General features: G+C 43.0%; 18 protein-coding genes. 1 reads left to right on the forward strand and 17 read right to left on the reverse strand.

Going from position 1 to position 26,172, the window contains the following annotated elements:
* From H8S90_RS02845 to H8S90_RS02855, 3 genes are all read right to left on the reverse strand, one after another.
* Positions 1-3,231: a TonB-dependent receptor gene (locus H8S90_RS02845; protein WP_222852224.1), complete on the reverse strand. Its 3,231-nt coding sequence runs from the start codon at positions 3,229-3,231 to the stop codon at positions 1-3.
* 346 nt (positions 3,232-3,577) lie between these two features.
* Positions 3,578-4,993 carry a Gfo/Idh/MocA family oxidoreductase gene (locus H8S90_RS02850; protein ID WP_222852225.1) on the reverse strand — a complete coding sequence of 472 codons (1,416 nt, stop codon included), beginning with the start codon at positions 4,991-4,993 and terminating at the stop codon, positions 3,578-3,580.
* Positions 4,994-5,037: 44 nt separating this feature from the next.
* Positions 5,038-5,892 carry a ThuA domain-containing protein gene (locus H8S90_RS02855; RefSeq protein ID WP_187341099.1) on the reverse strand — a complete coding sequence of 285 codons (855 nt, stop codon included), beginning with the start codon at positions 5,890-5,892 and terminating at the stop codon, positions 5,038-5,040.
* A gap of 219 nt (positions 5,893-6,111) precedes the next feature.
* Between H8S90_RS02855 and H8S90_RS02860 the strand changes: the two genes are divergently transcribed.
* Positions 6,112-7,092, forward strand: coding sequence for a LacI family DNA-binding transcriptional regulator (locus H8S90_RS02860; RefSeq protein ID WP_187341100.1), 981 nt, complete (start codon positions 6,112-6,114; stop codon positions 7,090-7,092).
* Positions 7,093-7,549: 457 nt separating this feature from the next.
* Here the strand turns inward: H8S90_RS02860 and H8S90_RS02865 are convergent, their stop codons facing one another.
* The 14 genes from H8S90_RS02865 to H8S90_RS02930 all read right to left on the reverse strand — a co-directional run bounded on the left by H8S90_RS02865 (position 7,550) and on the right by H8S90_RS02930 (position 26,150).
* Positions 7,550-8,938 (reverse strand): alpha-L-fucosidase, encoded by a 1,389-nt coding sequence (locus H8S90_RS02865; protein ID WP_187341101.1) that lies wholly within the window; start codon positions 8,936-8,938, stop codon positions 7,550-7,552.
* Positions 8,939-9,027: 89 nt separating this feature from the next.
* On the reverse strand, positions 9,028-10,047 hold the full coding sequence (locus H8S90_RS02870; protein WP_187341102.1) for a LacI family DNA-binding transcriptional regulator: 1,020 nt from the start codon (positions 10,045-10,047) through the stop codon (positions 9,028-9,030).
* A gap of 28 nt (positions 10,048-10,075) precedes the next feature.
* Positions 10,076-11,203: a hypothetical protein gene (locus H8S90_RS02875; protein ID WP_187341103.1), complete on the reverse strand. Its 1,128-nt coding sequence runs from the start codon at positions 11,201-11,203 to the stop codon at positions 10,076-10,078.
* Positions 11,204-11,308: 105 nt separating this feature from the next.
* On the reverse strand, positions 11,309-13,372 hold the full coding sequence (locus H8S90_RS02880) for a hypothetical protein (protein WP_187341104.1): 2,064 nt from the start codon (positions 13,370-13,372) through the stop codon (positions 11,309-11,311).
* A 57-nt stretch (positions 13,373-13,429) separates the two neighbouring features.
* Positions 13,430-13,720, reverse strand: a complete 291-nt coding sequence (locus H8S90_RS02885) for a hypothetical protein (RefSeq protein WP_187341105.1) — start codon at positions 13,718-13,720, stop codon at positions 13,430-13,432.
* 38 nt (positions 13,721-13,758) lie between these two features.
* Positions 13,759-14,475 (reverse strand): MIP/aquaporin family protein, encoded by a 717-nt coding sequence (locus H8S90_RS02890; protein WP_187341106.1) that lies wholly within the window; start codon positions 14,473-14,475, stop codon positions 13,759-13,761.
* 2 nt (positions 14,476-14,477) lie between these two features.
* Positions 14,478-15,554: a GTP-binding protein gene (locus H8S90_RS02895; protein ID WP_187341107.1), complete on the reverse strand. Its 1,077-nt coding sequence runs from the start codon at positions 15,552-15,554 to the stop codon at positions 14,478-14,480.
* A gap of 10 nt (positions 15,555-15,564) precedes the next feature.
* The gene (locus tag H8S90_RS02900; RefSeq protein ID WP_187341108.1) at positions 15,565-18,186 is read right to left on the reverse strand and encodes a GH116 family glycosyl hydrolase; all 2,622 of its coding nucleotides are present in this window, start codon (positions 18,184-18,186) and stop codon (positions 15,565-15,567) included.
* A 34-nt stretch (positions 18,187-18,220) separates the two neighbouring features.
* Positions 18,221-19,891 carry a ribulokinase gene (locus H8S90_RS02905; RefSeq protein ID WP_187341109.1) on the reverse strand — a complete coding sequence of 557 codons (1,671 nt, stop codon included), beginning with the start codon at positions 19,889-19,891 and terminating at the stop codon, positions 18,221-18,223.
* 36 nt (positions 19,892-19,927) lie between these two features.
* On the reverse strand, positions 19,928-21,268 hold the full coding sequence (fucP, locus tag H8S90_RS02910; RefSeq protein WP_187341110.1) for an L-fucose:H+ symporter permease: 1,341 nt from the start codon (positions 21,266-21,268) through the stop codon (positions 19,928-19,930).
* An 8-nt stretch (positions 21,269-21,276) separates the two neighbouring features.
* Positions 21,277-23,040 carry an L-fucose isomerase gene (locus tag H8S90_RS02915; RefSeq protein ID WP_187341111.1) on the reverse strand — a complete coding sequence of 588 codons (1,764 nt, stop codon included), beginning with the start codon at positions 23,038-23,040 and terminating at the stop codon, positions 21,277-21,279.
* Between the two features lie 73 nt (positions 23,041-23,113).
* The gene (locus tag H8S90_RS02920) at positions 23,114-24,358 is read right to left on the reverse strand and encodes a DUF6786 family protein (protein ID WP_187341112.1); all 1,245 of its coding nucleotides are present in this window, start codon (positions 24,356-24,358) and stop codon (positions 23,114-23,116) included.
* 40 nt (positions 24,359-24,398) lie between these two features.
* On the reverse strand, positions 24,399-25,589 hold the full coding sequence (locus H8S90_RS02925; RefSeq protein WP_222852226.1) for a glycoside hydrolase family 172 protein: 1,191 nt from the start codon (positions 25,587-25,589) through the stop codon (positions 24,399-24,401).
* 138 nt (positions 25,590-25,727) lie between these two features.
* Positions 25,728-26,150: a DUF4945 domain-containing protein gene (locus H8S90_RS02930; RefSeq protein WP_187341113.1), complete on the reverse strand. Its 423-nt coding sequence runs from the start codon at positions 26,148-26,150 to the stop codon at positions 25,728-25,730.
* Positions 26,151-26,172 lie beyond the last annotated feature (22 nt).

Here is a 26,172-nt window from a genome sequence, read left to right on the forward strand (position 1 = left end):
TTAGAATTGAAGGTTTAAACCAAAATTATACATGCGCATGGTAGGGTAGCCCAAGCCGTTCTCCGACTCTTGTTCTGGGTCAACACCTTGCACATTGGTGAGCGCAAATAGGTTCTGCCCCATCATGTAGACCCGTACACCAGAAATTTTTGCTTTACTCAGCCAAGTCTTCGGCAGGTTATAGCCGAACTCCAGATTACGTAATTTCACATACCTCACATTATGCTTCCAGAACGTACTCCCCCAATAATTACTATGATCTTGTTGGTTTAGCCGTGCTACAGGAAATTTACCGGGGATCAATTCGCTATTCGCATCCCAAACATCGGCTAGATGCCAAGCATCATCAAAAATAAATTTCGGATTGTTTCCATTGTTTTGGAAAGGCACGGCCTGTTCGTGTCGTTGGTACCAAGACGAAAAAGCACTGCCCGTGAAATCAAAGGCTAAATCAAATCCTTTATAGCTAAAGGCAAAGTTTAATCCAAAGTTCAAAATAGGCGTAGCATCCTGCCGATAACCAATTGGTCGTTCGTCTAGTTCATTAATTACGCCGTCACCATTGATATCTCGGTATTTAATATCACCAGGCATCAGTGTCGTATTTCCCTGTCTGTCATTATCAATCGGATAAGTCTCGATTTCCTCCCAACTTTGGAATTGTCCGATCGCTTCATAGCCCCAGTTCAGGTGTCCGAAACGTTTGTAAATGCTATTTCGATACATTTCCCAGGAGTTACTCCTTCTATTATCGTATTGTTCCCAATCGTAAAAGCGTGCGTAACTGAAGTTACCGCCGACACTATAGTTAAACTCATTGATGTTATCGGCCCATCGTACCATTCCATCGACCCCTCTGACTACGTTTGAGTTCAGGTTTTCATTGGGCAAACCAAAGCCAAGCTCCGAAGGTAGCTGAATGTCATAACGCGCAGCCGGCAAACCTGTTGTCAATCGATTAAAGTAGGAGAATGTAGCCATCAGTCGACTTTTTAAGGTCTCCAGTTCAAAACCGACGTCTAAGATATTAGAACGGGTCCAGGAAAGGGTTGTTACTGGTAATCCTCTCGGGCGAGAACCGATCACATATTGACCATCAATTACTGAAGCCCCCGCGTTATCCCTGTAATTGTATCCTGCGAGAAAATCAAAAGGGCCATAACCGTCAACATCGTCGTTTCCGACACTACCATAGGATCCTCTGATTTTCAGATTATTGATAATATCGTGAATCGCGTGACCTTTCCAGAAATTCTCTTCAGAAATGCGCCATCCCGCAGAGGCTGAAGGAAAGAAGCCCCAACGCTGACCCGGAGGATACTTCCAGGAACCATCGTATCGGCCAGATAGTTCCAAGAGGTATTTACCTTCATAATCGTAATTGAAACGCCCTAAGACGCCCATGCGCGCCTGCGTATTATTCCCTCGGTCGTTAAAGGACCGAAAATCATCGGTAAAAATTAATCCCAAATTGTTGGCTGCAGGCCTACTGACGATCTGACCTTCTGGATCACTGCGCTGTATGGTTTCAAACCCCACAATACCATTAATGTTATGGCCACCAAAAGTTTTCTTATAGTCCAGTTGCACATTGGAAGTAACCTCTTCCACCTGCCCATAAACCCTTTCCCGGTAGGGGTCGTCCATCGAATAGTCCACTGGATAGGTGTCGGTATCCGGATCATAACGATAGAGTTGATAGGTATATTCCTGGTTATCATATTTACGGTTGCCATAATAATAGCCTCCTAACAATTTAGCACTAAGTCCGTCCATAATTTCATATTCCGCATTGGCCTGCAACTGGATCGTCCGCCAGGTTTCCGTCATTTTACCCGAAAGATCATAGTTCAGTACGGCAAAATTGGTCTGTGGGTCGTCACCCGGGCGTTGCGGATATAACGGATTATCATTGGCGTAAGGTCTACGCGTAGGTAGATTCCGGAGGACTGCAAATCGCGGCAACCAGTAGTCGTCCCCTCCCGGAACACCGGGGTTGACCCGCTCCTCCAAGCGTCCGTTCATACGAAAACCTACCTTCAAGCGGTCGTTGATTTTGCTATCCAGATTCATTTGGAGATTGGTACGTTCGAAACCTCCATAATTTTTGATGGTGGCGTCCTGTTGCAAGCGACCAACAGAGACGTAATAATTCGATTTATCTGTTCCTCCGCTGAAATTAGCATTCAGGTAATATTGCGGCGCGCTTTCCCAGATATAATCTAGCCAGTTAAACCCCTGATAAGCGGTCTCTGTACCGGCCATCCACCTATCGTATTCTTCACGCGGGTACAATCTATCCGTACCACGCAACGTTTCCCCCTGTACAAAATTATGTACATAGGTTTTGGCATCCGCTGGGTCTACGAAACGGAAATTGTCCTGCATACCAAAATAGCTATTAACAGAAACCGTATTTTTCGAGTTATTAGCCCCCCTTTTTGTGGTCACTACAATCACACCATTGGCAGCCCTTACCCCGTAGATAGATGCTGACGCATCTTTCAGCACCGAAATCGATTCAATATCATTAAAGTCCAGATTGTTGAACTGCCCGCCATCCGATTGAATACCATCGATCACATAAAGGGGATTTCCCATATTACGGATTCGAATCTGGGTAGTTCCTCCCGGTCGTCCGTCTGTCTGTCGGGTGTTTAAACCCGGGATCTTACCAACCAAAGCCCCCGAAACATTGGGAGCCGAAGAACGTGCGATATCTTTTGAACCGATCGTGGAAATTGCCCCGGTTACCGAAGCCTTCTTTTGCGATAAACCGAAGCCGGTAACCACGACCTCTTCCAATGATTGGGCATCAGGCTTTAACATTACCCGTATTTGCTCATCATCTCCTATTGTGATAGTTTGGGAAACATAACCAATAAAAGACACCTCAATCACCTGATGTTCCTGTAGCATTAAGCGAAAGACACCATTCTCGTCAGTAGAGGTACCATTGTTTGTTCCCTGTTCTTTAATACTAACACCTGGTAAGGGTATGTCAGACTCATCTACTATTGTTCCAGTAATTTCGCGTTGTTGTTTTGATGAGGTTTGCTGCCCGTGGCTAGTTGTTAGTAGAGAATTAGCGTAAATGGCATCCATTTGGCTAATAAAAAATAAACATAAGCATGCCATTAACTTTTTGTTACTGGCGTTGAGGGATTGCTTCCATGCGTTAAGCCATTTATAACGCAGACGCCATCCATGGTCATAATTAGTTCTTATCATAAATTACATCAGTCTATCGGTTTCAAATAATTAGCTCGCTGGCTATTAGTTTAATAAACAAAATCGTTTTAGCAAACTAGGTCATATACGAGGTTATTTAGGGTTAAACGTTATAGCAAGCAAAGAAAACGATTTAGCAATATGAAAAAACAACTTTTTATATCAAAAATTCGCCAATTTGTCTCAATGACTTTTATTACGCACTGATTTAGTGCACGCTCAACAAGCCGATAAATACGATGAGATGCTTCGCAATAATACGTAAAGCCCCCATATCAGATCGTTCTATGCTTAGCTGATATGAGGGCTATAATAAATTTAGTAAATGGCCGACGGCCAAATTTTATCAGGCTTTCACATGTTCTGTTCCATAAGGAAATCGCTGAGGTCTAGACAAGGTCTTATTTGCTTCATCATCATCAAATTGTTCCTTTTCTGCGTCCCACTTTAACTTTTTCCCCAGTTTCATTGCGGTATGTGCTACCAAGCATGCAGAACCGGAACGATGGGCAACTTCAACCGGACTGATATTTTCTTTTCCGTCCCGGATGCATTCCAGCCAATTGGTGTGTTGCTCCGGACTATCATATAAATGAATTTCGTTTGGTTCAATGACAGAGGTAAGTATTTTTTTATCGCTTGCTTTAAAAGCATCATTCTCATCTGCGTCGCCAGCGGCTACGGGATCTGAAGCGGTCATACCTACATTACCTCTTGATACGAATATCCACCCCTCAGTTCCTTCAAAGCGTACACCATTAGGGTTGGTACCGCTGATTTCCATGATGACGTCATTTGGATACCATGCACGTACTTGGAAATCTCCATGTACATCCCAAAGCCCTTCGGTAGGGAAACTAGCCCGGCCTTCTACGGCCAGCGGGCCCGAAAGTTCTGTTCCCATTCCCCAATGTGCAATGTCAATATGATGCGAACCCCAGCCGGTGATCATACCTGCGCCAAACTGTTCACAGCGCAGCCATCCCGGACGTTCGCCGTTGATCTCCTCCGGAGAGTGTACCCGATCTTTCGTATAATACACTTCCGGCGTTGAGCCTAACCACATATCATAGTTAAAACCACCGGGTACCGGCATCTCTTCAGCACGACCTCCAGCGGGGTCACCTGGAAGTCCGATAATCACTTTTTTTAATTCACCGATGCGCCCGTTACGCACCAATTCACAAGCTCGTTTAAACTGGGGCCAAGGACTGGTAGAACGCTGTTGGCTGCCTAACTGAAACACCACACCGGTTTTTTTTACCGCATCTGCCATGGTACGCCCTTCCCGAATGGTTAATGACGTTGGTTTTTGGAGATAAATATGTTTACCCGCAAATGCGGCTTCCATAGCTGGTTGTGCATGCCAGTGATCGGGCGTACTAATGATCACGGCATCAATTTCTTTATTCGCCAGAAGGTCATGATAGTCGTCATAAGTTTTGACATCAATATAATTTGATTTTCCGGTTTTTTCGGCATAACGCTTTTCAAGCCACGCTTTTCCTTGCGCTAAACGATTCTTATCCAGATCGGCTACCGCCATTACATGTGCGTATTCATGCTTGATCACCTCGGGTAAATCATGTGTCATCCCGATACGACCGAAACCGATCTGCCCAATATTAATGCGATTGCTAGGGGCATTTTTACCGAATACAGATGCAGGTACAATGCTTGGGAAAGCAATACCCGCCAACACGGTTGCTGATCCAATGGCTGTCTGTTTTATAAAACCCCGTCTATCTAATTGTTCTTTCATCTTGCTCATAATTAAAATAGTATCTTATAATTTGGTAATATTAACTAGTACTTTGTTTGTTTTACTTCATCTTGGGGGCTTTTTGCGTAAGCTTTACCATAATCCCGCCCCTTCTGCTTGCCAATAACCCAGGAGATTCCGCCCAGTATATGCGTTCGAAGATCTTCCTTTTCATAGTCTTCCTTATTATGACCTAGAGAAGTATACCATGACCGCCCGCCATCAAACTTCTGACACCATACCGAGGGAAAAACGTCACCGAAGGTATCCAGCCGCTTATCATTATCACCTTCCAATGTAGTAGCATCATTCACGGCAATCACATGCAAGTTTACGTTCATTTCTTTCAAATAATAAAATTCATCTCCTCCGGATCTTTCCCATTTTTGAGGCAAGTGGGCAACAGAAAGGTGGCTACTGTCTACAATATTCACGGTAAAAGGTTGGTTTTTGTCATGCCAATAAAAAGTAGCACCTAAAAGCTGTTTAAACCATTTCCAGTTCCGCTCGGTTCCAGACGCCGAATGCAGCCCGACGAACCCTCCTCCGGCCTGTATATAACGCATAAGTGCAACACGCTGTTCATCCGTGTCAAAAACGTCATTATTTGTATTGGAAAACACCAATGCGTCATACTGTTTTAGTTCGTCATCGTTAAATAAAGCCGGGTCTTCACTTACCGTTACTTCAAAGCCATGCGTTTGTCCTAATTCCTGTATAGCTTTCACGGAACTACCAATGTTGTCATGTACATAGCCTTCGCCATTTTTTGTATAAACCAAAATCTTTACTTTTTCCCAATTTGTCTTTTGTGCATAAGCATTCTGTAGCGATAAACTGATGCAAAAACATAAACTTATCAACGATTTTATCCAGTTGGTTTTGATTTGCTTCTTCATTATTTGTAAGTGCTTCATCATTTACGGTTATATCAATTTAAGGTTTATTTCATTGTATTAATCTTCTTTAAATTTAGATAGATCACTTTTATATGCAATATAATCGCGTCGCATATAAAAGTGACTTATTGGTCTCTCCTCTGCCATTGAATATTTATTTAATAGAGGAAATATACGTAACTTAGCAGGATGTCAAACCAAGTGATTACACTTAAGGATATGGCAAAACAGCTCCGCCTTTCCGTATCTACTGTTTCTAAAGCATTAAATGATCATCCCCGTATCGGAGAAGTAACCAAAGATCGTGTCAAGAAACTGGCGAAGCAGCTAAATTATGTTCCCAATCAGGCCGCTATACACTTTAAACAACGAAAAACATTCACACTAGGTATCATTCTGCCCAGCTTGATGGACCATTTTTATACCTTGGCGGTAAACGGGTTTGACGACTATGCTTCAGCAAAAGGGTATCATGTTATTATCGGTCAAAATCATGAAAGTTTACAGCGGGAAAAGCAATTGGTGTCGCTGATGCAAAGTAGCCGTATTGACGGTCTCCTTATATCGGTTTCAAAAGAGACACAGGATATCAGCCATCTCCGAAAACTGGAACAAGCTGGAATCCCGGTTATATATTTCGCCCGGAAACCGATCGACATCAACTGTAATTATATTGTCAGCAATGTGTACGATGCTTCCATAAAAGCAGTTTCTTTTCTCCTATCTAGGGGCCATAAACGTATAGCATTTATCAATGGACCATCTTATTGGAGTACCAGCAAACAACGTTTTGTGGGTTACCGCGATGGTTTGATACAAAACGGTCTTAAGTTTGATCCCACTCTAGTCGACGAAACGAACTTAAGTACGGAAAGCACGCATAAAGCCGTTCGAAAACTCATGCAACATCCAGCTCCTCCAACGGCCATTCTCTGCTTCAAAGACTACATGATGCTTGATGTCATGAAATGTATCCGCACTGAATATTCTTCCATGGCCAAATCTATCGAATTGATAGGCTACGGGGCGCTTCCACTCTTTGAAAAAATTGAAAATCCGCCGCTTGCTTCTATGCAGGAACAGCCTTATAAAATTGGCCAACAAGCTGCCGAAACCATCCTAAAGCTAATCGATCATCCTGAAAAAGAACGTATTGTGCAACAAACATCCCTGCCTTGCACGCTTAAAATATTTCAATAGCAAATTCATTTTTCTCGTATCCGTGCAAAAAAAGCCTTTTATGATCTTCGGAATAGACCCATATAGCCTCATGTATGGCGGCGTTTCTCCTATCAAAGAGATTACACTTCAATTTAAACAGCTAATTTTTTGATACCTAAAGATTGGTCTCTAACCGGTGCTATCTTTACGCTTTTATACCGCTTATAATTGTGGCGGAAATATATTCTTCTTTTGTGCATATATAAATCCGCTCATCAAAGGTATAAAAGCTTTTACTAGGTTTTATAAAAAATTCTGCTGCGGCATAGATACTACTGCAAAAAAAACTGTTTTTGGCAGGTTCAATCGATACACCATTTTTCCTACATATTATAAATACGGCACTAATTATTGTGGCAGCACAATCTAAAGGGCATGATCTACCTGAAGCGTTAACAGATGAGGATTGCGGTAATATGGGAAGACTCTTCAGCTTTTATTTCAGAATCAATTCAATAACCGGAATTTCGACATTGGGCTTAACAACAGGTAACTCCACAATCAGGTCGTCGGCTCCAGCGGTAATAGTCATGTGTGAACCTGGCTCGGTGCGGGCTGTATATTTTATCTCTGACCCGTCATGTAAAAACTGCGCGTATTTCACTTTATCTTTAAACCCGGGAAGATATAGTGTTTTAAACGGCCATTGCAATACATGTACATATAGCCTTTTTGTTTCAGCGTTATAGGTCAAAAAACAATTGTCGGGTTTCTGGAATTCTTCAGGAGCCGCAGTACATCCGTAGATTGCCCGACTATTAACCTTCATCCAGTTCCCCATGCCTTCCAAACGATCGGTCGCCCTATCGTCAAAATGCCCTCTTGCCGTAGGTCCTACATTTAATAGAAGATTTCCTCCTTTACTTACCACTTCAATTAACATCGCTATCAATTGATTGGTACTTTTCCAGGTGTTTTCGTCGCGATGGTAACCCCACGAGCCCGAAAAAGTCTGACAGGTTTCCCAAGCTACTTTCTGGCCATTTTCTTCCGGCCATTTATTCGGCATAAATTGTTCCGGTGTTCGGTAGTCCCAACCCCAGGCCCCATCGTTCAGATCCAGTCGATCGTTCACGATAATCTCTGGTTGCAATTCGCGTGTTAACTTCAACAAACCCTCGCTATCCCAATCCTCATGTCCTTTACCGTCTTCTCCCGGGTAAGAAAAATCGTAGAATAATAGATCAATCTTTCCATAGTCTGTTAGCAGCTCACGTACCTGATCTTTCATAAACTGGCGGTATTTATTCATATCGCGCTTGCTGTTCGATGCCCTGGCCTCTTGATCATTACGCAAGGCATGTGTACCGTCGATCGTAAAATCGGGATGGTGCCAGTCTATTAACGAATAATAAAAGCCTATTTTTAGGCCGGCGTCCCGGCATGCTTCTACAAAAGGTTTAAGAAGATCTCTACCAGCCGGTGTATTAGGTGCCTTATAGTCGCTTACCTTAGTGTCCCAAAGACTGAAGCCTTCATGATGACGTGCAGTGATAACTACGTATTTCATACCTGCTTTCTTCGCATATTCAGCCCATTCTACAGGATTATAAAGATCTGGATTAAACAAATCAAAATAGCGCTCTTGATAGTCTTCTGTACTTATCTGTTCTCTCTGCTGCACCCACTCGTGCCTCGCAGGCACGGCATATAAACCCCAATGAATAAACATTCCAAAGCGGTCATGTTTCCACCAGGCCATCCGCTTTTCTTTTTGCTGAGCACTTTCTTCTGCCCATGTAGGAGCGTTAGTAGATTGCTGTGCATTTACTTGGAATGAACACAACAGACTGACAAATAATAAGCTTAAAATGTGGGGTCTCATAATACAACTATTGGTTGGTACATAATTACGAATACCTCACTATTTTATATATAACAATTTTGGCATTGTATTGAGTTATATTAGCAAAGTTACTTTGTTCTAACGCTCGACGCCCTTACAACTAGTCTCGATGCCAAAGCAAGCTGTTTTTTCTCCGTTACGTGATCATTAATCTGTTCAATTAATAAGCCAACCGCCTCTTTACCTACACGTATCAGTGGTTGTTCAACATAAGTTAACGGGCAATAAAAAAAATCGAAGGCGTCGCCCTCATCAAAGCAAACAACGGCCACATCGCCCGGCACCTTCCATTGCTTTTTGTTCAAATACTTCAAGCCATGGATAGATAGGGTGTTGGTTGCAAAAAAGAGGGCATCTATTTTTTGACGTGCATGAATAAGTTCTGCAATCTTTTTTTCTACATCGAGGCTAACGTTATTATAGTCGACTTCTTTTAATAAAGAAGCTCCGGCCTTAGCGTCTTTTAGTGCTGTTGTATAGCCCCTTACCCGTTCTTGCATATGAATAAGACCACTTTTATAAGCTATCATACCAATATGTTTGTAGCCATTGTTTATCAAATGGGTAGTAGCTTCATAGGCCGCCGAAAAATTATCTGTAGCAACATAGTTTGTTTCTACTTTCGGAAAGTATCGGTCAATTAAAACGAAAGGGATATTCGATTCAGTCAAGTAATTGATCTGTGGTTCAGAATGTTCGGTAGGAGCGATAATAAAACCGTCGACCTGTCGCTTTACCAATACATTAATTAAATCGAGGGATTTTTCGGCATTTTCATCTGAGCTACCAAAGATCACGGTATAGTTATGTTTCTTTGCTTCGTCTTCTATGGTACGTGCTATATTGGCAAAAAAAGGATTAGATATATCTGCGACGATCAGCCCGATGGTAAACGATTTGCCACTTTTTAAGCTTTTAGCTATTTGGTTTGGTTGATAGTTTAACTCGGCTGCTTTTTTTCTGATTACTTCGGCTATTTCTTTTCCGACACGTGCCTCCTTCTCCTTATTGTTAAGCACATAAGACACCAATGCCGTAGATACACCAACGGCTTTTGCGATATCTTTCAGAGAAACCTTTTTATTCATTTTGCAAGATAAGTGTTAAACAATTAATTTAATGGTGTTTTGCATTAAAATTATCTAATATCTGAGCAGGCATATCCTTTGAAATACCATAATATAACTTTTGACCCTGATGGTATTTTTCCTGTAGTTCGAAGTTCTCGAAGGAAGCTCCGCCGGGAATCTCCATATAAAGGCTTTCGTCTCTACTTCCACCGCTCCAATATCTGTATCTTCCATTTACCCGTAGGTGTAAATTATTTTTGGGGTTCGGGTTTTCCTTTCTCCAATATTGTGTTAATTTGACAGATGGGCGATACCTCCAGCTTCTTCTGCGTTCGGCCAACGAATCCGTCGGCCAGTCCATCAATTCCTCCAATGATTCATTTGTTGTGGCAAAGGCAAAATAATCTCCACCCTTACTTTGTATGAGTGCATCGGCGGCATAGCTTTCTTTCTCAACAAAATCAATTCCTTTGTAATCGGTATAAAGCTTTCGGGCATCAATGATTTTATTTTTCAGATGTATCTGCCTTAATCTCGAATAGTTACCCATGGTTGCCGTAATATTACAGAAGTCCATTAACTCACTATCTTCCCTATTAAATACTTCAACACAAATTTCCTCCGGTCGATCATTACGGATAGATAATCTTAAATAAGGGTGCGCTCCGGAAATAAACTTTTCCAAAAAAACATATACCGAAAGTTCTTCAATAGCCGGATTTTTAGGATCGGGACGAGAAATCACACCTCTACTATTCGCCATTGGCGAAAAACTTGTAGACGCTTCTTCATCACTCGCCCACATCAGTTTACCCCATTTCCCATCTACCATTGACGGAGAAATCTCACTAAACTCTATTTTTCCTTTTACTATGGGCTCAATAGCTAAAAAATTCAACAGGTATTTTTTCCCGTCGCGTTCAAAACCCATTCTTACCAATCCTCTAGGACCTCCACCATACCTGCTCTTTTCTGTCTCGATACCATATGGCCATAAGGCAAATACAATCCCATTACGGATACCCCAAAGCGCGGCATCTTCAGCACTTTCCGGCCGAATCCACTGATTTGAAATTTCATGGTTTTGACCATAAATAGCTGTATTTGAAAACAACAATAGAACAACTATTGCATATGATCGAAAAAACCATTTCAACTTATAAAAATGCTGCATATCGTTATGATTAGATTTCTTTTATAAAAACAAGTTTTCACTTTTAAAAATTCCCAAAGGTGTTACGAAATCTGTTTATCTAATTTTATTTTTATCTAGCTTCGATTAATCTTCTTTCAGAAAAGCCTCTCCATAATGATCGAATATTCGATTGTAGGCTTCAGCCGCCGCTCCGTTCCCCCAATCGTAAATCGTAAACTCACCAATCCCGAGACCATCTACGCTTGTCACCCCGGTATGCCCATAGTTTTCCATCATAAAACCATAATCCTGCTTATCAAAAAAATCCCAAACTTTTTCCCATTGTTCGCTTGTGCGTGGATTTTCAGGACAGTACATCATCACGAAAGATGCTCGTAAAGCGGCCAGTCCTCTTTGCGTATATTCTTTACTATTTAATATTTTCCCGTAATCTAAAATAAGTTCGGCAAATAAACTCTGTCGCGAATCATTCCATTCCCCGTCAGCATTCATCACGCCGAATCCACCCAATGCACGTACATGAATAAATGGGGGTTGCCAAATCGCCTGTGCCATCAAAAGCTCATCTAAGGTCTTTCTACCAATGTCCAGGTATTTTTGATCTTGTGTAAGTTCGTAGCAGGCCAATAAGGCCTGAGCTGTCCAATACATGCTGAAGGTATTTTGTTTATATAAATTGTTTCTAGCAACCTTTTTGCCGACCAGGTCTTCCGCACCATAGCGGCTGCATGACCAATAGGTTTCGAAATCTTCCCACCTCCCCTCGGGAATGACGGTGTCCATGAGGACATGCATCGCTTTCAGTGCTGCCTGTTGATAGGAACTTTCATTTGTCAGTTCAAATAATTTTAGAAGAAACGTGATCGACATAGCCGTTTCGGGCGATTGCCTGAGGTAATCTATTGGTTCTAGTGACTCTTTATCGAGCCAAGCCGGAAAGAATCCCTGTGCATCTTGAAGTGTTATCAAGCTATTGGCATAGTTTACAGCATACGACAATAGTCTTTCATCTTTCTCCAATTCATCATACCAAGTTAACATTAACCAAGCGGTATAACTCATATCCAAGATATGATAAGGGGCCTGCTTCGGGTCACCTGTTAATGGATTTCTGTTAGAATTCCCAAAATAGGCGGTATTCCAGCCCTTTGATCGGTTATACGTCTCTCCATCCTCTTCTTGCATCGTCATTTCGGTGGCAATCAAAGCGGAAAAAAAACCATCTTGCTGAGGAAAAGCGAGTGTCAGTTCTTTCGTTTTTAACGCATACTTTAGCAATTGTTCATCGTTCGTTCTCTTCGCATAGCGATAAACGCCCTGTGCCGATCGTAAAGCATTAAACCAAGCTTGGTTCCAAATAGAGCGGAACTCCCGTTCATTCACGGGCCCGGGGTAGTTGGGACTTTGCGTAACATTGACGATAAAGACGGGAGCGCCTACCACTTTTCCCTTTAATTCAAATTCTTGCCATACTTGCTCCTTCCAGTTATTAAATGCCCAATTATAGGTATGCTGAACATATGGTTGAAGCTCCTTTGTTTGGAGTGGTTCATTGGACGCATACAAGGGTTGACCCCACTTTTCCCAAAGGAAGGCATTGACCTTCCTCCAAGGATTAATAGGTTTTTGGATTCCACTTTCCATCAGTATATAAAATCCGAAACGAAGCTCCCCCTCGGGATAGACGCCTCCCGGTTTTCTATGGTATAAGACGTGTTCTTTAACTTCAGTGTGACTCATGCCAAGTGTTAGCCGATTGCCAATCGCATCAAGGTCCATATACCAATCGACCGCAGAATTTTCATTTAAGATATCGAGATCCGGTATGATGGAAACTTGTTTACCCTCCCCAACCATTATGAGGGCCGGAGCTCTGAATACGTGCTGTGCGATAACATGCTCACTTGTAGGCGCTAAGTGTGGTGCCCAGTGGAAGTCTGGTGTAAATGCCGGAGTAAGGTTCACCTGCCAGTCGTCCTGAAAAACAGTATCAGCTAGCGTAAAACTGATGGAGACCTTTATCATTCCATCATTTATTTTACGGTAATTTATGTTAGGTTTTACTCCTCCTATTTCACCAGCTTGAATACTTGCCACAAACGGACGGATAAGCTCCTTATCGTCTACAGCTCCATAAAGTGGGAAGTAAAATATAAAAACCGTAAATAATAAAATTGAAGTTTTCATCTGTAAATATTATTTATCTAGCGTAAGGTTTCATCGACATCAATGAGCTCGTTACATTTAACACACACATCCCGGGCCGCACTGATCAGGCTCAGGTAATACCAGACCATGCTTCAGTTCATCAGCGCTAGCTGTCCGCACATCGTCAATAAGTACTTCCACTTCAAAGTCATCGTCCAGTCCTTCACAACCATTGGCCAAGGATAGCTGGAGCACTTTCCGTTCACCCTTTTTCAGTCCTTCAACAGCTGCTTCCAAGTATGCTAATATTTTCCCTAAACCATGGATATATTGTATAGGCGGTCCATCCATTATATTCTCCAATATTTGTCCGGCGCTATTTTTCATACAATAACGTAAAGTCACTACGCATGCCGATTGTATCGTCATTTCAACACCTCCTCTTTCAGTAACCTTTTATTATGGTTAATTTTTTCGCTGAATCCAATCTTATGAAAGAAATGGGCCGTTGGCACGGCTAATGACGCTCCGATTACCGGAGCCGATAAATAAACCCATAACGTGTTCCATTCACCTGACACAACCGCCGGTCCAAAAGATCGCGCCGGGTTCATAGAAGCTCCGCTTATCGGTCCGGCAAACATGGCTTCAAGTCCCACAACGGCTCCGACAACAACACCAATAAAATCGAGTTTTTTAGATTCCTTCTGTAGTAAGTGTAGTACCGTAAGCATCAAAAAAAAGGTAAGTATGATTTCTAAGTAAAAAGACTGCATCACCGCACCTCGTGGAATAGTAGCTCCCAGTAGTTCATTTGCCGGGAACATGCCTTTTAAAAATATGCTCGCGGAAAGTGCTCCCAGTAATTGACTACCAACATAAGGAAGCAGCATTTTTTTCGGTAATTGTCTCGTCAGCACAAAAGCTATACTTACTGCCGGATTCATGTGTGCACCTGAAATATGGCCAAAAACATATATTAAACACATCACAACTAAACCAAATGTCATGGCAATACCTAAGTGACTAATTGTCCCTCCTGTTTCATCATTGATAACGATTGCGCCCGTTCCACAAAAAACCAAAATAAAAGTGGCGAGGAATTCGGCTATGCATTGTTTGGACAAGCGAATTTGGTTCATCTTCATTTATTTAATATGCGATATGTGGGTTTCGGGAATCCGGGAACAAAAGCCTCATTGTTTAAAACAATTAGCTGACTTCCTGTGGTATTTTCGATTTCAGCTACCGATTCACCTAATAAACTCAATAATGTCTCCGGATCTGTCTGTACCCGGGCATTAATCAAAAGGTCCACTTTTTCCAAGGCTAGATCCGGAAAATCCAGGTAACTCCGGTGTTCATCGGAGCTGGTATAACTTACTTTTTTCATTAGATTTTCACCCGTGCACATAAATTTTAGGTGTCCGATGGGAAGTGCTGCTGTTCTGACTGCCTGATGGAAACGATCGATCAACGATTTGGCCGCTTGTAAAGCGAAGCACTTTTCATTGCGTATCGATAGCCGCTGGTTCAACCAGGCGAGCTCGGCTTCACCTGCACCGTATAGGTTATAGTCTATATGAAGTGCTTGCCCAGTCTTATCTGGAAACGATGCGGCCTCCGCCAACCATCGCTCAATGTGGTCTGTGTCATAAGAGTTTTGAAAAAGTACCCTTTTATGTCCATAGCGTTCGCTAATAAATTCCTTTAATGATTTCTTTTGCATTTCTGACAGTAGATCATATTTACTGAGTACGAGCAGGTCAGCTTCTTCCAACTGTTGCTGATAAATATAATGAACATTATCTGCAAACAAACGAGACCCGCCAACTAATACTGGCAGTACCTGTGCATCGGCAAAAACAGATAATATCATTTTTTTTTCTGGATGAAATCGTTCCAAAGGCCGAATAATCGTAGCGACGAGATCGGTACATGAACCAACCGCTTCTGCGAAAACGATATCGGGAAGCACTTCTTGCTCAAACTGTTTAATGTGTGCTTCAAAGGCATCGTAATTGCAGCAAAAACAGCTGCCTGTTACCTCCTTCGTGAGCATGCCTACTTCTGCCAGAAATTGTGTATCTACTAATTGGCTACCTTGATCATTCGTGATAACAGCAACTTTTTTTCCTTGTAAAAGCAAGGTTTTACAAGCCTGCCGAATAGCCGTTGTTTTTCCACTACCGAGAAAACCACCTATTAAATGAATACGCATGGCCTGATATTTATGATATTAAATTCATTGGTTTACCGGACACGATTATCCGGGTCACGGGTATTTCTCCATGAAACACCTCCAGCTTTGGCCCATCTGCAGTTAAATGAACCGTTCCAAAACCTCCAGCCGTGGAGATAAACGATTTGAAATCACCCACTTTGGAGTCGATATATAGTGTCTGATCAACTGCGTCGTAACGGATACCCGTTAAGCCTTGGATTAACCCATAACTAGACAAAGCTCTACCGTACCAGCTCCCACATTCATATTCGTTGAAAGGATTTCTTATCCGGCCATCATATCGATCTCGACAAGTACGCACAATTTCTAAACCCTGAGCTACTTCGCCTACCAATAATAGATGGGACGCCACTTGATATTCAATACCTGTCCATACCTCGTCGCTATATACAAAGGGCAGAGAAAGTTTTCCTCCCTTTGGCCAGGTACACAACAGCAAACCTCCTTCTTTCCCCGCAGCGTAGGCAGGTCGTTGTGGGTTTGGATGATTAGAAAGATCTTTCTTCAAATTATACTGATGTATGGATAAGAGATGGCTTTTTACTTTTTCAGTTGACAAAATCTCCGGTAGGCCACAGACCTCTGCGATCCAAGCGCCTAAAACACCGTCAGACAGACAACCTTTGCCATATTGATATTTTGGCCCTTCTTTCTCCAGCAATTCCCGTGCTTCCGGGGAATATTCACCTCCATACGACTGTGCTTTGGCAGGATTTTCAGCATGCAAGTCCTTATATTTTATTTCCTGTATGAAATACTCTCCATCGAAAAGCTTAGTTTCCATATAAACACGGCCTTTTTTATACAGTTTTCGATAAGCAGATACATTCTCCTTGAGATACTTCCCCATCTCTTGCGTAGCTACAAGCGCCCCTAAATAGAAAGAGGTACACATCCCATCAGGACCCCAAAATTCGATATCATAGGTATTATGATGAGGCTCTTCCAATACTCCTTTTTCATCTGGATCCCAAGTGCGTATACAATAGTCCATACTTTTCTTCACCAATGGATACATATCCTTTAACCAGCCATCATCTCCACTGATTCTCCATTCGCGATATACCTTCATGATGCCTCCCAACTGACCATCGGCTGCCGCATGGAAATCATGAATAGTAGGACTAATTGGAATATTGGCGCGAAAATTCTGGTGGCCATCACTACTTTGGTTCTCACAAAATTCGGTATATCGGAGACTACGCTCCAATCTGGGAAACAGATGCGGAATCGCTTGTGCATAATTCCACACGTGGGTGCAGGATCCATGGCAGCAACCTGCCTCATCACTGCATCCTTCCCAATTCCATAATCTACCATCGTATTGACGCATCACCGTTGGTGATTTTAGGATACTCAGATTCGCCGCGACCGCTTCCAACACTTCAGCCGGCAAACTACTTAAAAAAAAGGCTTCTTTAAAATTACGGGAAGATTTTTGCAACTCTTCATAACTTGTTTGCCAATATTTTGCTACGTCTTGAACATCATCAAATTTGCTCGCATACCACGGTTTATAATAATAAAACGCTTCATCTTTATTATTGCTATACTGTATTTGACCGGTATCACAAGATGGAGCAGCATCTTCAGCAGATTCGATCTTACCGATTTGTAACTTACTCTGTGGTACGTACCAAGAAAAATAAACGCGTATAGTCTTACTCTCCTGAGCACCAAGGGTAAACGGAACATACAAAGATGCTCCCGGAGCGCCCTTTTCAATAGGATCGGTCTTTCTTGTTTTCCCGGCGCTTACCGTGTTCCAGGTAATGGTCACAGGGTCCCACCAACCACCTTGAAACCAGCAATAATCTACAATAGTTTTTGCTTCATCTGTGTATACGGCAAAGTCTGCCTGCTCTTCTTTCTTGTCATCAGCCCCCGGCTGCCAAAGTATAAAACCATTATTCATGGCCTTCACAGATGCATGCTCGTTTGCGGCGAGAAAATTTTTGGCATGATAAGAAAATACCGCTTCTAAAGGCTGCGCTTGCGTATTGTGAAAGGTATATTCTATCGCACCTACAGGGAGGCTCGAATTATCCTCATCGTTCGGTATGAACGGGCTCCAGGCCGAAAGTCCCACAGCTAAAGGCCAGTCATCATCTGTTAATTCGGTAGTGCAAAAAGGAAAGCGTGCTTCGAAGGTAGCCTTTTTGAAACGTGGCAGGCCATAGGTGGCTCCAGAAGCGCCATTACCCGTTCCCCGTTGACCGAACAGCTTCCATTCAGGAACAGGCCCTTCTAATACTTTAGCACCATTTTGCATACCCTTTATCGCTACTGCGGCGAAAACATGCGGCTCATGAAACATTTGTGGTTTGTTCTGAACCGACATATGTGATATTGCCCCTGTACCTTCCAAACAGAACATCCCTGCTCCTATACCACCAATAGGGAATGCGATCCTATTCAGATGATTCCCTTTATAAGGAGCGTTGAAAGCCCTTTTATCAGTTTTGGGGTCTTCTGAATGGTCTAACGTTTGTTCGTCAAGATCCTTCTTAGGTTTGGAGGATGCAAAAAGTAAAGACGGACTGGCCGTAGCTGCTGTACCAGCCAAGGTTAGGTTCCGAAGAAAGGCTCTTCTGGTATTGTTGTTCATAACGATTCATATTTAGGTTCAATCGTTTATCTGGTTATATTGAACTGGTTTCTAAAAAATCACCTAATTTTAAATATTGTTGATATCTTTTATCGTAATAAGCGGCCTTGCTTTTATCTGGAACATAAGACCGATCAAAACCGGTTCCCATGGCTTTCATCGCTTCTTCAACAGTTGGGTAAATACCTGCTACCGTTGCAGCAAACATGGCAGCACCCAAAGCGCAGGTTTGTTCCGATCGGTGTATTTTTAGCGGCATCTGCATAACATCTGCCAGCATCTGCATCACGAACGGTGATTTTTGGGCGATTCCTCCCACCCCTATCAGTCCTTTGATGGGCACTCCTTCTTCCTGAAAGCGTTCAACAATTTTACGAGCTCCAAAACACGTTGATTCCACAAGCGAACGAAATATCCGTGGAGCATCACTGGCCAGTGTTAATCCACTAATTGCTCCTTTAAGCGACTGATCTGCATCCGGTGTTCTTCTGCCATTTAACCAGTCCAAGGCCAGCTCGTCGTGTTCTGACGGGGCGATTGCGGCGGCCTGCTTGCTTAATTCATGCAACATGCGGTCACTGATATCTTTAAATAAGGCCCTGGATGCTTCATGATCAGTTTTATCGGACTGCATCATAAGGTGTTGCAAGGGCCAAGAAAGCAATTGTTTAAACCATGCATATATATCACCAAAAGCGGATTGGCCTGCTTCCAACCCAATCATTCCCGGGATGATGGAGCCATCCACTTGTCCACAAATGCCTTTCACTATTTTTCCTTCAAATTCTTTTTTCGGAATGACCAGCATATCACAGGTAGATGTCCCCATCACCTTACTTAAATAGTAAGGTTCAATCTGTCCGCCAACGGCTCCCATGTGGGCATCCATAGCCCCCACGCCAATCACTACATTGTCAGGCAAACCCAACCTTTCCGCCCATTCTTTACTGAGGTAACCAGCCTGTTGATCAGCCGTGTACACCTGCTCCGGAAAAGTATCGTACACACTGGCTAATAAAGGGTCTAAAGAAGAGAAAAAATTCTTTGGAGGCAATCCATCGAAAGCCGTTGCCCATAAGCCCTTATGTCCGGCCGTACAAACGCTTCGCTTGAGTTCACGGACATGGCCACCACCTGTTAAGAGAAATGGGATCCAATCGCAATGCTCTACCCAGCTGTAACAAGCCTTCCGCACCTGCTGATCGTTCTTTAAGATATGAAGTAACTTTGCCCAATACCACTCTGATGAATAAATTCCCCCCACATATTTCAAGTAATCTTCACCAAATGCAGCAGCATGTTGATTGATCGCTGTTGCTTCCGGGACAGCAGTATGATCTTTCCACAGGACGAACATCGCATTCGGGTTAGCTTCAAATCCGGGCAATAAAGCCAACGGTGTTCCCGTTTCATCTACCGCTACCGGAGTCGACCCAGTGGTATCGACAGAGATGGCTTTGATATTCGTTCTAACAGCATTTCCTACTTGCGATAGGCATTTCTTTATGGTCTGTTCAAGCCCGTCTATATAATCCAACGGATGCTGTCTGAACTGGTTCTTATTGGGGTCACAGTATAGTCCGTCATTCCAACGGCTATACAGATGTACCGCAGCAGCTACCTCTTCTCCGGTATATGCATCAACGATGATCGACCGAACGGAATCTGTACCGAAATCTATTCCTATGCAATAATTAGTGTTCATCTTGTTAATCGTTGTATTTAACTACTATACTACTCATCAATGATGATGTAAAACAATTTCATTTCCTGCGGCGGCTTTGCCTACGCCCCATATCGCATACCATGCAATGAAAGCAAAACATAGCATTGGGATGAAGAAAGCTACCGACATACTGGAATGATCCGCAATGACGCCCATGACCGGTGGACAAAATGCTCCTCCAGCTACTGCCATCACTAAAAAGGAAGATGCTTTCTTCGTCAGCGAACCCAATCCATGGATACCGAGAGCAAAAATTGTTGGGAACATGATCGACATAAAGAAATAGCATACAAATAACGCAACCACAGACCCCCAACCGAGGGCCATAAATACAATTGCCATTAGCAATGTGTTTACTATAGCATATATAGCCAATAAGCGATGGGGACGGAAAAACTTCATCATGTAAGCGCCCGATAAACGCCCTACCCAAAACAATCCCATTCCTCCTATGGCTAAAATTACAGATGCCGCCTGTTCTCCATTTTTGGGCATAAACACGGTTCCAAAATAACCCAGATGTTGCATCAGGTTGGCCACAGGCCCAGTCACATCAGGAATTTCTTCCGTCACATAATTAATAAAGAAGGAATTCACTCCGGTTTGTGCAGCAACGTAAAGAAACTGCGCAATCACTGCGGCTATGAATGCGGGGTGTTTCAGCAATCTACTCATTTTAGGATCGTCTTCCGATTCCTCCACACTTTTTTCTTCGATATCAGGTAGCTTTATTAACATGAATATAATCGCTACCACTACTACGATACATCCAACCCCCATATAAGGTTTAACTAAAGAATCGAACTTCTCTGCCCCTTCCTGCTGCTCCGCACCAAAAATAAATAACCCTCCCATTAAAGGCCCCAATATCCATCCTAACCCGTTAAATGACTGCGAGATATTAATTCTTCTCGCTGCATATCGCCGCTCCTGCGATCCCAAAACCGTAGAATACGGATTCGCGGCCGTTTCCAGACATGCGAGACCACAGGCGATGACAAACAAAGCCAGTAAAAAGGGAATAAATGCTTCAAACTTAGCTGCTGGATAAAACAGAAAAGAGCCTATGCTAAACAAGATCAATCCCAAGATAATTCCTTTCTGATACCCATAACGCTTCATAAAGAGCCCTGCCGGCACGGCCATGGCCAAATAACCGATATATAGGGAAAATTGCACAAAGCCCGACTGCGCTTTAGATACACCCAGCGTGTCTTGAAAATGTTTATCAAGCACATCTAACAGACCATGTGCGAAGCCCCATAGCAAAAACAGGCTACAGATGAAAATAAAAGGGACGATGTAATTCGTTCCATCCGCCGTTCTAAACAGCGATCCCGTTTTCTTTTTACTCATGAACACATTTATTTATATATAGGTCCGTAACTTTCACAGGCACGATAATCTGCTCCTTCACTGTCCATACCAAAAGCATTCCAAGCTGATGGTCTAAAAATGCGTTCTTCTTCTACATTATGCATGCAGATCGGGATGCGCAACATTGCTGCCAGTGTGATTAAATCTCCTCCAATATGACCATAACTAATAGCGCCATGATTTGACCCCCAGGCGCCCATTACCGAGTAAACGTCGCGGAAGGGGCCTTCTCCCGTCACTTTAGGCACAAACCAAGTGGTGGGCCAAGTAGGATCCGTACGCTCGTCCAATAGCTTATTCACTTCTTCAGGAAGCTCCACTGTCCAGCCTTCAGCTAGCTGCAAAACCGGTCCTACCCCTTTTATCAGATTTATTCGGCACATCGTTACAGGCAGTCCTCCTGCTGTTAGAAATTTAGAAGAATACCCTCCCCCACGGAAATAATCCAGGTTTGCGGGATGCCAACTGGTAGCGCCTAAACACGACCCCACTTCGCTATCTGTTATTTCCCAAAAGGGTTTCATGGCCGGTTCTCCTTCCTGCTGTTGTCTGCCCGTGCCATCCAAGGTAGCGGCGCCCGAATTGATTAAGTGGATAAATCCATTCTGAGCGATTCCTTCAGGTTTCCACCCAGAAACCCGTTCAACCGCATCAGGGCTCCAAAAAGTACGTACATCTGCAAAAATCTGTGCAGTATTTGTCAGTAAATAGTTGAATAACATGGATACCCCATTCAATGAATCATTTTCAGTGGCCACGATATAAGGTGCCCGTTTACCATTCCAATCGAATGAAGAGTTTAATATAGCTTCGGAGAAATCGCCGTTAGGGAGAAAGTCAGTCCACTGCCGCTGGCCTTGAAAGCCAGAAACGAGGGCATGGTGTCCATACGCCTCCTCAGCGTAACCCATATCTTTCAATTTTTTATTCCCGATCATGAGATCACGGATAATGATGGTCATTTTTACCACAAACTCCCAGTCTTTATCTTTATCTGCTCTCGACTTTATTTTTGCTGACGCGTTGTAGTCCTTCCCTTCCTTACAATGTTTTTTCACCCAAGCGTGCGCCTTTTCATATTCTTCCTGATCATAGATTCCCAATTGAATACGCCTCAGCACCTCAGAAGAATCTACATATTCATTACGCATCCCCAAGTAAGTCTGGAAAAAATCGGCATCCACAATAGAGCCTACAATGCCCATGGATACCGAACCAATTGCTAAATACGATTGTCCACGCATGATGGCTACAGCCAGTCCTGCCCGGGCAAAACGCAACAATTTTCCTTTCACATCGTCTGGAATAGCTCTATCGCCCATATCCTGTACATCTTCTCCATAGATGCCAAAGGCCGGTAATCCCTTTTGATTATGAGCCGCGAGTGTAGCCGCCAGATAAACAGCTCCCGGCCTTTCGGTTCCATTAAATCCCCAAATTGCCTTTGGTATCAACGGGTTCATATCCATAGTTTCCGAGCCATAACACCAGCACGGTGTGACGGATAAAGACACCCCTACATTTGCTGTTTCAAATTTCTCTGCGCAGTCAGCGGCCTCTTTTACACCTCCTATGCAAGTATCGGCAATGACGCACTGTACAGGGCTTCCATCCGGATAACGGAGGGTTGACTGGAACAATTCGGCTACATCATGGGCCATATTCATGGTCGTTTCTTCCAATGATTCTCTTATTCCGCCTAAGCGCCCATCTATGATCGGCCTAATGCCTATTTTAGGATATTTCTTCATGTATATAAATTTTAGTATGCAGATTTATCGGCAAGCCAAAAGACTCACCCGTTTTTCAATTGACGGTAAGTCACTATTTAAGCACCACTTCGTCCAACGAAGCTCCCAATACCTGCTGACAGATCTTATCCAAGACGTTTTCATCACCCACGAAATGAAATACGCTATGATGATGTACCATTTCTTCCCGAGGTTTCAAAAATGCAGCAGGTGAAACACTTTCTATCTCGTAAAAGGGCCCCATCTGACTGCCATCTGCCAGCGGTCCGTCATTGTACGCGTTCATGGCATCTCCGGTAAACGGATCCTTTGTAGGTGTCCATTCCTGATTCAGGTAAGTCGCTTTTGGATCCACATCAAACAGTGTTATAGTAAGCACCTTGGTGTCAGCGGCGTAACTCCCCGCAACAGGTTTTACCCTATTGGGGGGAATCCCCAATTTTCCACGTGATTTGCCGTCCGCTTTGAATAACAATGTTCCATTTCTGTAAGTAATACGATCTTCGGGAATTTCACCAAAATAATCTGTCGTTGCCACCTTACCCGATCTATTCTCATGATATGGAACGATAATAACCGTTTCCGGAGAAGGAGTAAACATATCCAAACTCCATAAACAAGGCGCACCCGTTTGTTTATCCCACGCTTGTTCACCATTATTCATCAGCGTATTAACCGTTCTGAAACCAACGGTTTTTACTTGCCCGTCTAAGTCGATATCGAGTGCCTTTTCAATTTCGTCATTTTCGAGGATTGCTATCTGCCTTTTAAGCCTGATTTGCAAACGGGTACCGGTATAATTCGTAATTTCAAGTTCTTTACTCAAATTAGCTTGCTTTGCTGTTGCTGAATGCAAGGTCCATTCTTCTGCATCGATAGCAGGTGGCGTATACCAATTTTCAAACTCCATGGTCGTCCCGGGCTGAAAAAAGAGGGAAAATTTACCCCCTTCCGGCCCTAACCACAGTCGGTCTTCCCCACCATAAGCGTTCATATGCTCATCCTGCTTATCAAAAGCATCGTAATTAATCCATCCAAAACTCAGCCCCTCCTCACCTTCTGCCGTAGAAGTAAAAACTTTTGCCTGATATTTAGGCGACACAACAACTTTGCCGTCCCCTTGTGTATTTTGCAATACCACAAGGCTGTCTTTTTTCTTTAAAAAGGCCAAATCGTAGCCAAAAGAACCTTTATTGTAGCTATCCATTTCCTGACTTTCTTCCTGTTGCGTTACATTTGATCGATCGCTTGCAGATTGGCAACCGCTCCATAAAATGGTTGCTATCAAAAACGATCTTATGACATTTGTACTTATCATAGCACTCTTTCGTTTTACCTTTTCTTTTTTGGGATCTTATTTAATTCACTTCCAGATCATCTTTTTCCGGCAAGGCAGGGAAACGGGCATGTGGCTCACGTTGGTACCAAAAAGCAACCGTGATGATATCCGATTTTTGCGGTAGGTACCTCCCCTCAGATCGCCATCCCAAATCCTGAATGGTTACCTTCAAATCGCCATCGAAACGAACAGGATCCATGATATGCCAACGATACATGCCGAAGCGCTGCTGCGATTGATACACGCCATCTGGCCGAATGACTTGATGCAACCCTGCATAGGCCGTAGAGAACTCTTCGTATTGCCGCGTTTTTTTATTTTCAAAATTGTAGGATCCACAGAAATAATCCTCCAGGCCTGTTCCCACGATTGTAGCAAAATCTTTATCGCCATCCATAAAGAATTTTATCTCCCCTTCTCCCCACCAACCCACATTATTTACCCCCACTCCCATCATGGTACCTACATAATGGCCTTTTCCTTTTACGCCATCCAGTATCGTATGCAAAGAGGTCGAATTGGGGTTTGATCTTCTATATTGCGCATGTAAATAAGCTTCTTCTTCTCCAACCTCCGTTAAGGTATAATCTACCTGATAATAGAGGTTCATAGGTTCTGAGTTTATATTCTCAACAGTAATTTTACATTTTTTCCGAAAAGGCATCTTCCAATAGCAATTGAAAGCACTCCCCGGATTAACCGTTATTGCCAAAGAGTTAAGAGGCGCATAGTCATTCCAAGGCATACCGAAAAACGCACCCACGGGTGCTTCAATGGATGGTTCCGTTTCATCATCCCAATAGAAACGGATAATTGAGTAACTCCAATTGCCCGTGGGAGTCATCCATATATGCTGAACGGCCCCGGGGCCCTCCATTTCGGCTATGGTAAAAGTCTCCCCGCCTTCAATTGTTATAAATGGATTTACTTTCCAGCCTACCCCTAAATCTCTGGCAGCATGAGCCGCATTCGCCACATTTCGCTGGTCAGCTTGTTTTGCCGGATCGGCCATGCCGCCTTTTCCTTTCTCTCCGGTAAAGTTTTCAGGGCTTATCGAGCGGGTTTTGGCATCCGACAGTTTTGAAAGGTTGCCCATATTCATATCTAAGCCGTCGAAAGACCCAGTTTTCTGCGCATAAGCAAAGTAGCCAACAAATAGCATCGCGGCCATTGCAATTGTTCTTTTCATCATTTTACTTTTATGGTTCATGTTTTTTTAGTTTATAAATCGGCGTCGCGCACGGTTTCAGGATTGATCCATGCATTTCTTATTACAATGATACGCTTAATCGTTTAAACAAACAATAATTCCATTTCATTTTTTGTATCATTTCTTCTACAATCCGTTTCATGGGCTCTGATAAACGACCGTTTGACCAAGAGAGTATATGCTACTGGAATAATTCGGGTCTCTCTCTTTCGTTTGACCAAAGAGCTTAACTGTCAAATGGTATGTTTTATTTTCTTCAGGAACTTCATAAACGAATTCCGTAGGTGCATTAGCCAATGTAGTATTAAAAACCGATGTTGTTCGGGTTGGACCCAATATTTCCTGTACATCGATGTATATACTAACCGGTTGTTCAATACTTTCCGGTATATTGACTGGGATTTCCCATGTTAACCGAACGGTGGCCCCATCTTGTTGTACCGACAAGTTATTTACCGTAGGTAAGCTATCGCCTTCTTTACGGTCTATCATTTCTCTGTCTATACAGGCGTGCATTGCCAATACGACAGCCAATAGGTATATAAAAGTTATTCTCTTCATTTGGTTTGTTTTTAACATTACC

It is taken from the genome of Olivibacter sp. SDN3 (genome assembly GCF_014334135.1).
Classification (GTDB): Bacteria; Bacteroidota; Bacteroidia; order Sphingobacteriales; family Sphingobacteriaceae; genus Olivibacter.

Coding starts and splice junctions, on each gene's coding strand:
- H8S90_RS02845 (WP_222852224.1), bottom strand. CDS start 3,231: ATGATAAGAACTAATTATGACCATGGATGGCGTCTGCGTTATAAATGG.
- H8S90_RS02850 (WP_222852225.1), bottom strand. CDS start 4,993: ATGAAAGAACAATTAGATAGACGGGGTTTTATAAAACAGACAGCCATT.
- H8S90_RS02855 (WP_187341099.1), bottom strand. CDS start 5,892: ATGAAGAAGCAAATCAAAACCAACTGGATAAAATCGTTGATAAGTTTA.
- H8S90_RS02860 (WP_187341100.1), top strand. CDS start 6,112: ATGGCAAAACAGCTCCGCCTTTCCGTATCTACTGTTTCTAAAGCATTA.
- H8S90_RS02865 (WP_187341101.1), bottom strand. CDS start 8,938: ATGAGACCCCACATTTTAAGCTTATTATTTGTCAGTCTGTTGTGTTCA.
- H8S90_RS02870 (WP_187341102.1), bottom strand. CDS start 10,047: ATGAATAAAAAGGTTTCTCTGAAAGATATCGCAAAAGCCGTTGGTGTA.
- H8S90_RS02875 (WP_187341103.1), bottom strand. CDS start 11,203: ATGCAGCATTTTTATAAGTTGAAATGGTTTTTTCGATCATATGCAATA.
- H8S90_RS02880 (WP_187341104.1), bottom strand. CDS start 13,372: ATGAAAACTTCAATTTTATTATTTACGGTTTTTATATTTTACTTCCCA.
- H8S90_RS02885 (WP_187341105.1), bottom strand. CDS start 13,720: ATGAAAAATAGCGCCGGACAAATATTGGAGAATATAATGGATGGACCG.
- H8S90_RS02890 (WP_187341106.1), bottom strand. CDS start 14,475: ATGAACCAAATTCGCTTGTCCAAACAATGCATAGCCGAATTCCTCGCC.
- H8S90_RS02895 (WP_187341107.1), bottom strand. CDS start 15,554: ATGCGTATTCATTTAATAGGTGGTTTTCTCGGTAGTGGAAAAACAACG.
- H8S90_RS02900 (WP_187341108.1), bottom strand. CDS start 18,186: ATGAACAACAATACCAGAAGAGCCTTTCTTCGGAACCTAACCTTGGCT.
- H8S90_RS02905 (WP_187341109.1), bottom strand. CDS start 19,891: ATGAACACTAATTATTGCATAGGAATAGATTTCGGTACAGATTCCGTT.
- fucP (WP_187341110.1), bottom strand. CDS start 21,268: ATGAGTAAAAAGAAAACGGGATCGCTGTTTAGAACGGCGGATGGAACG.
- H8S90_RS02915 (WP_187341111.1), bottom strand. CDS start 23,040: ATGAAGAAATATCCTAAAATAGGCATTAGGCCGATCATAGATGGGCGC.
- H8S90_RS02920 (WP_187341112.1), bottom strand. CDS start 24,358: ATGATAAGTACAAATGTCATAAGATCGTTTTTGATAGCAACCATTTTA.
- H8S90_RS02925 (WP_222852226.1), bottom strand. CDS start 25,589: ATGAACCATAAAAGTAAAATGATGAAAAGAACAATTGCAATGGCCGCG.
- H8S90_RS02930 (WP_187341113.1), bottom strand. CDS start 26,150: ATGAAGAGAATAACTTTTATATACCTATTGGCTGTCGTATTGGCAATG.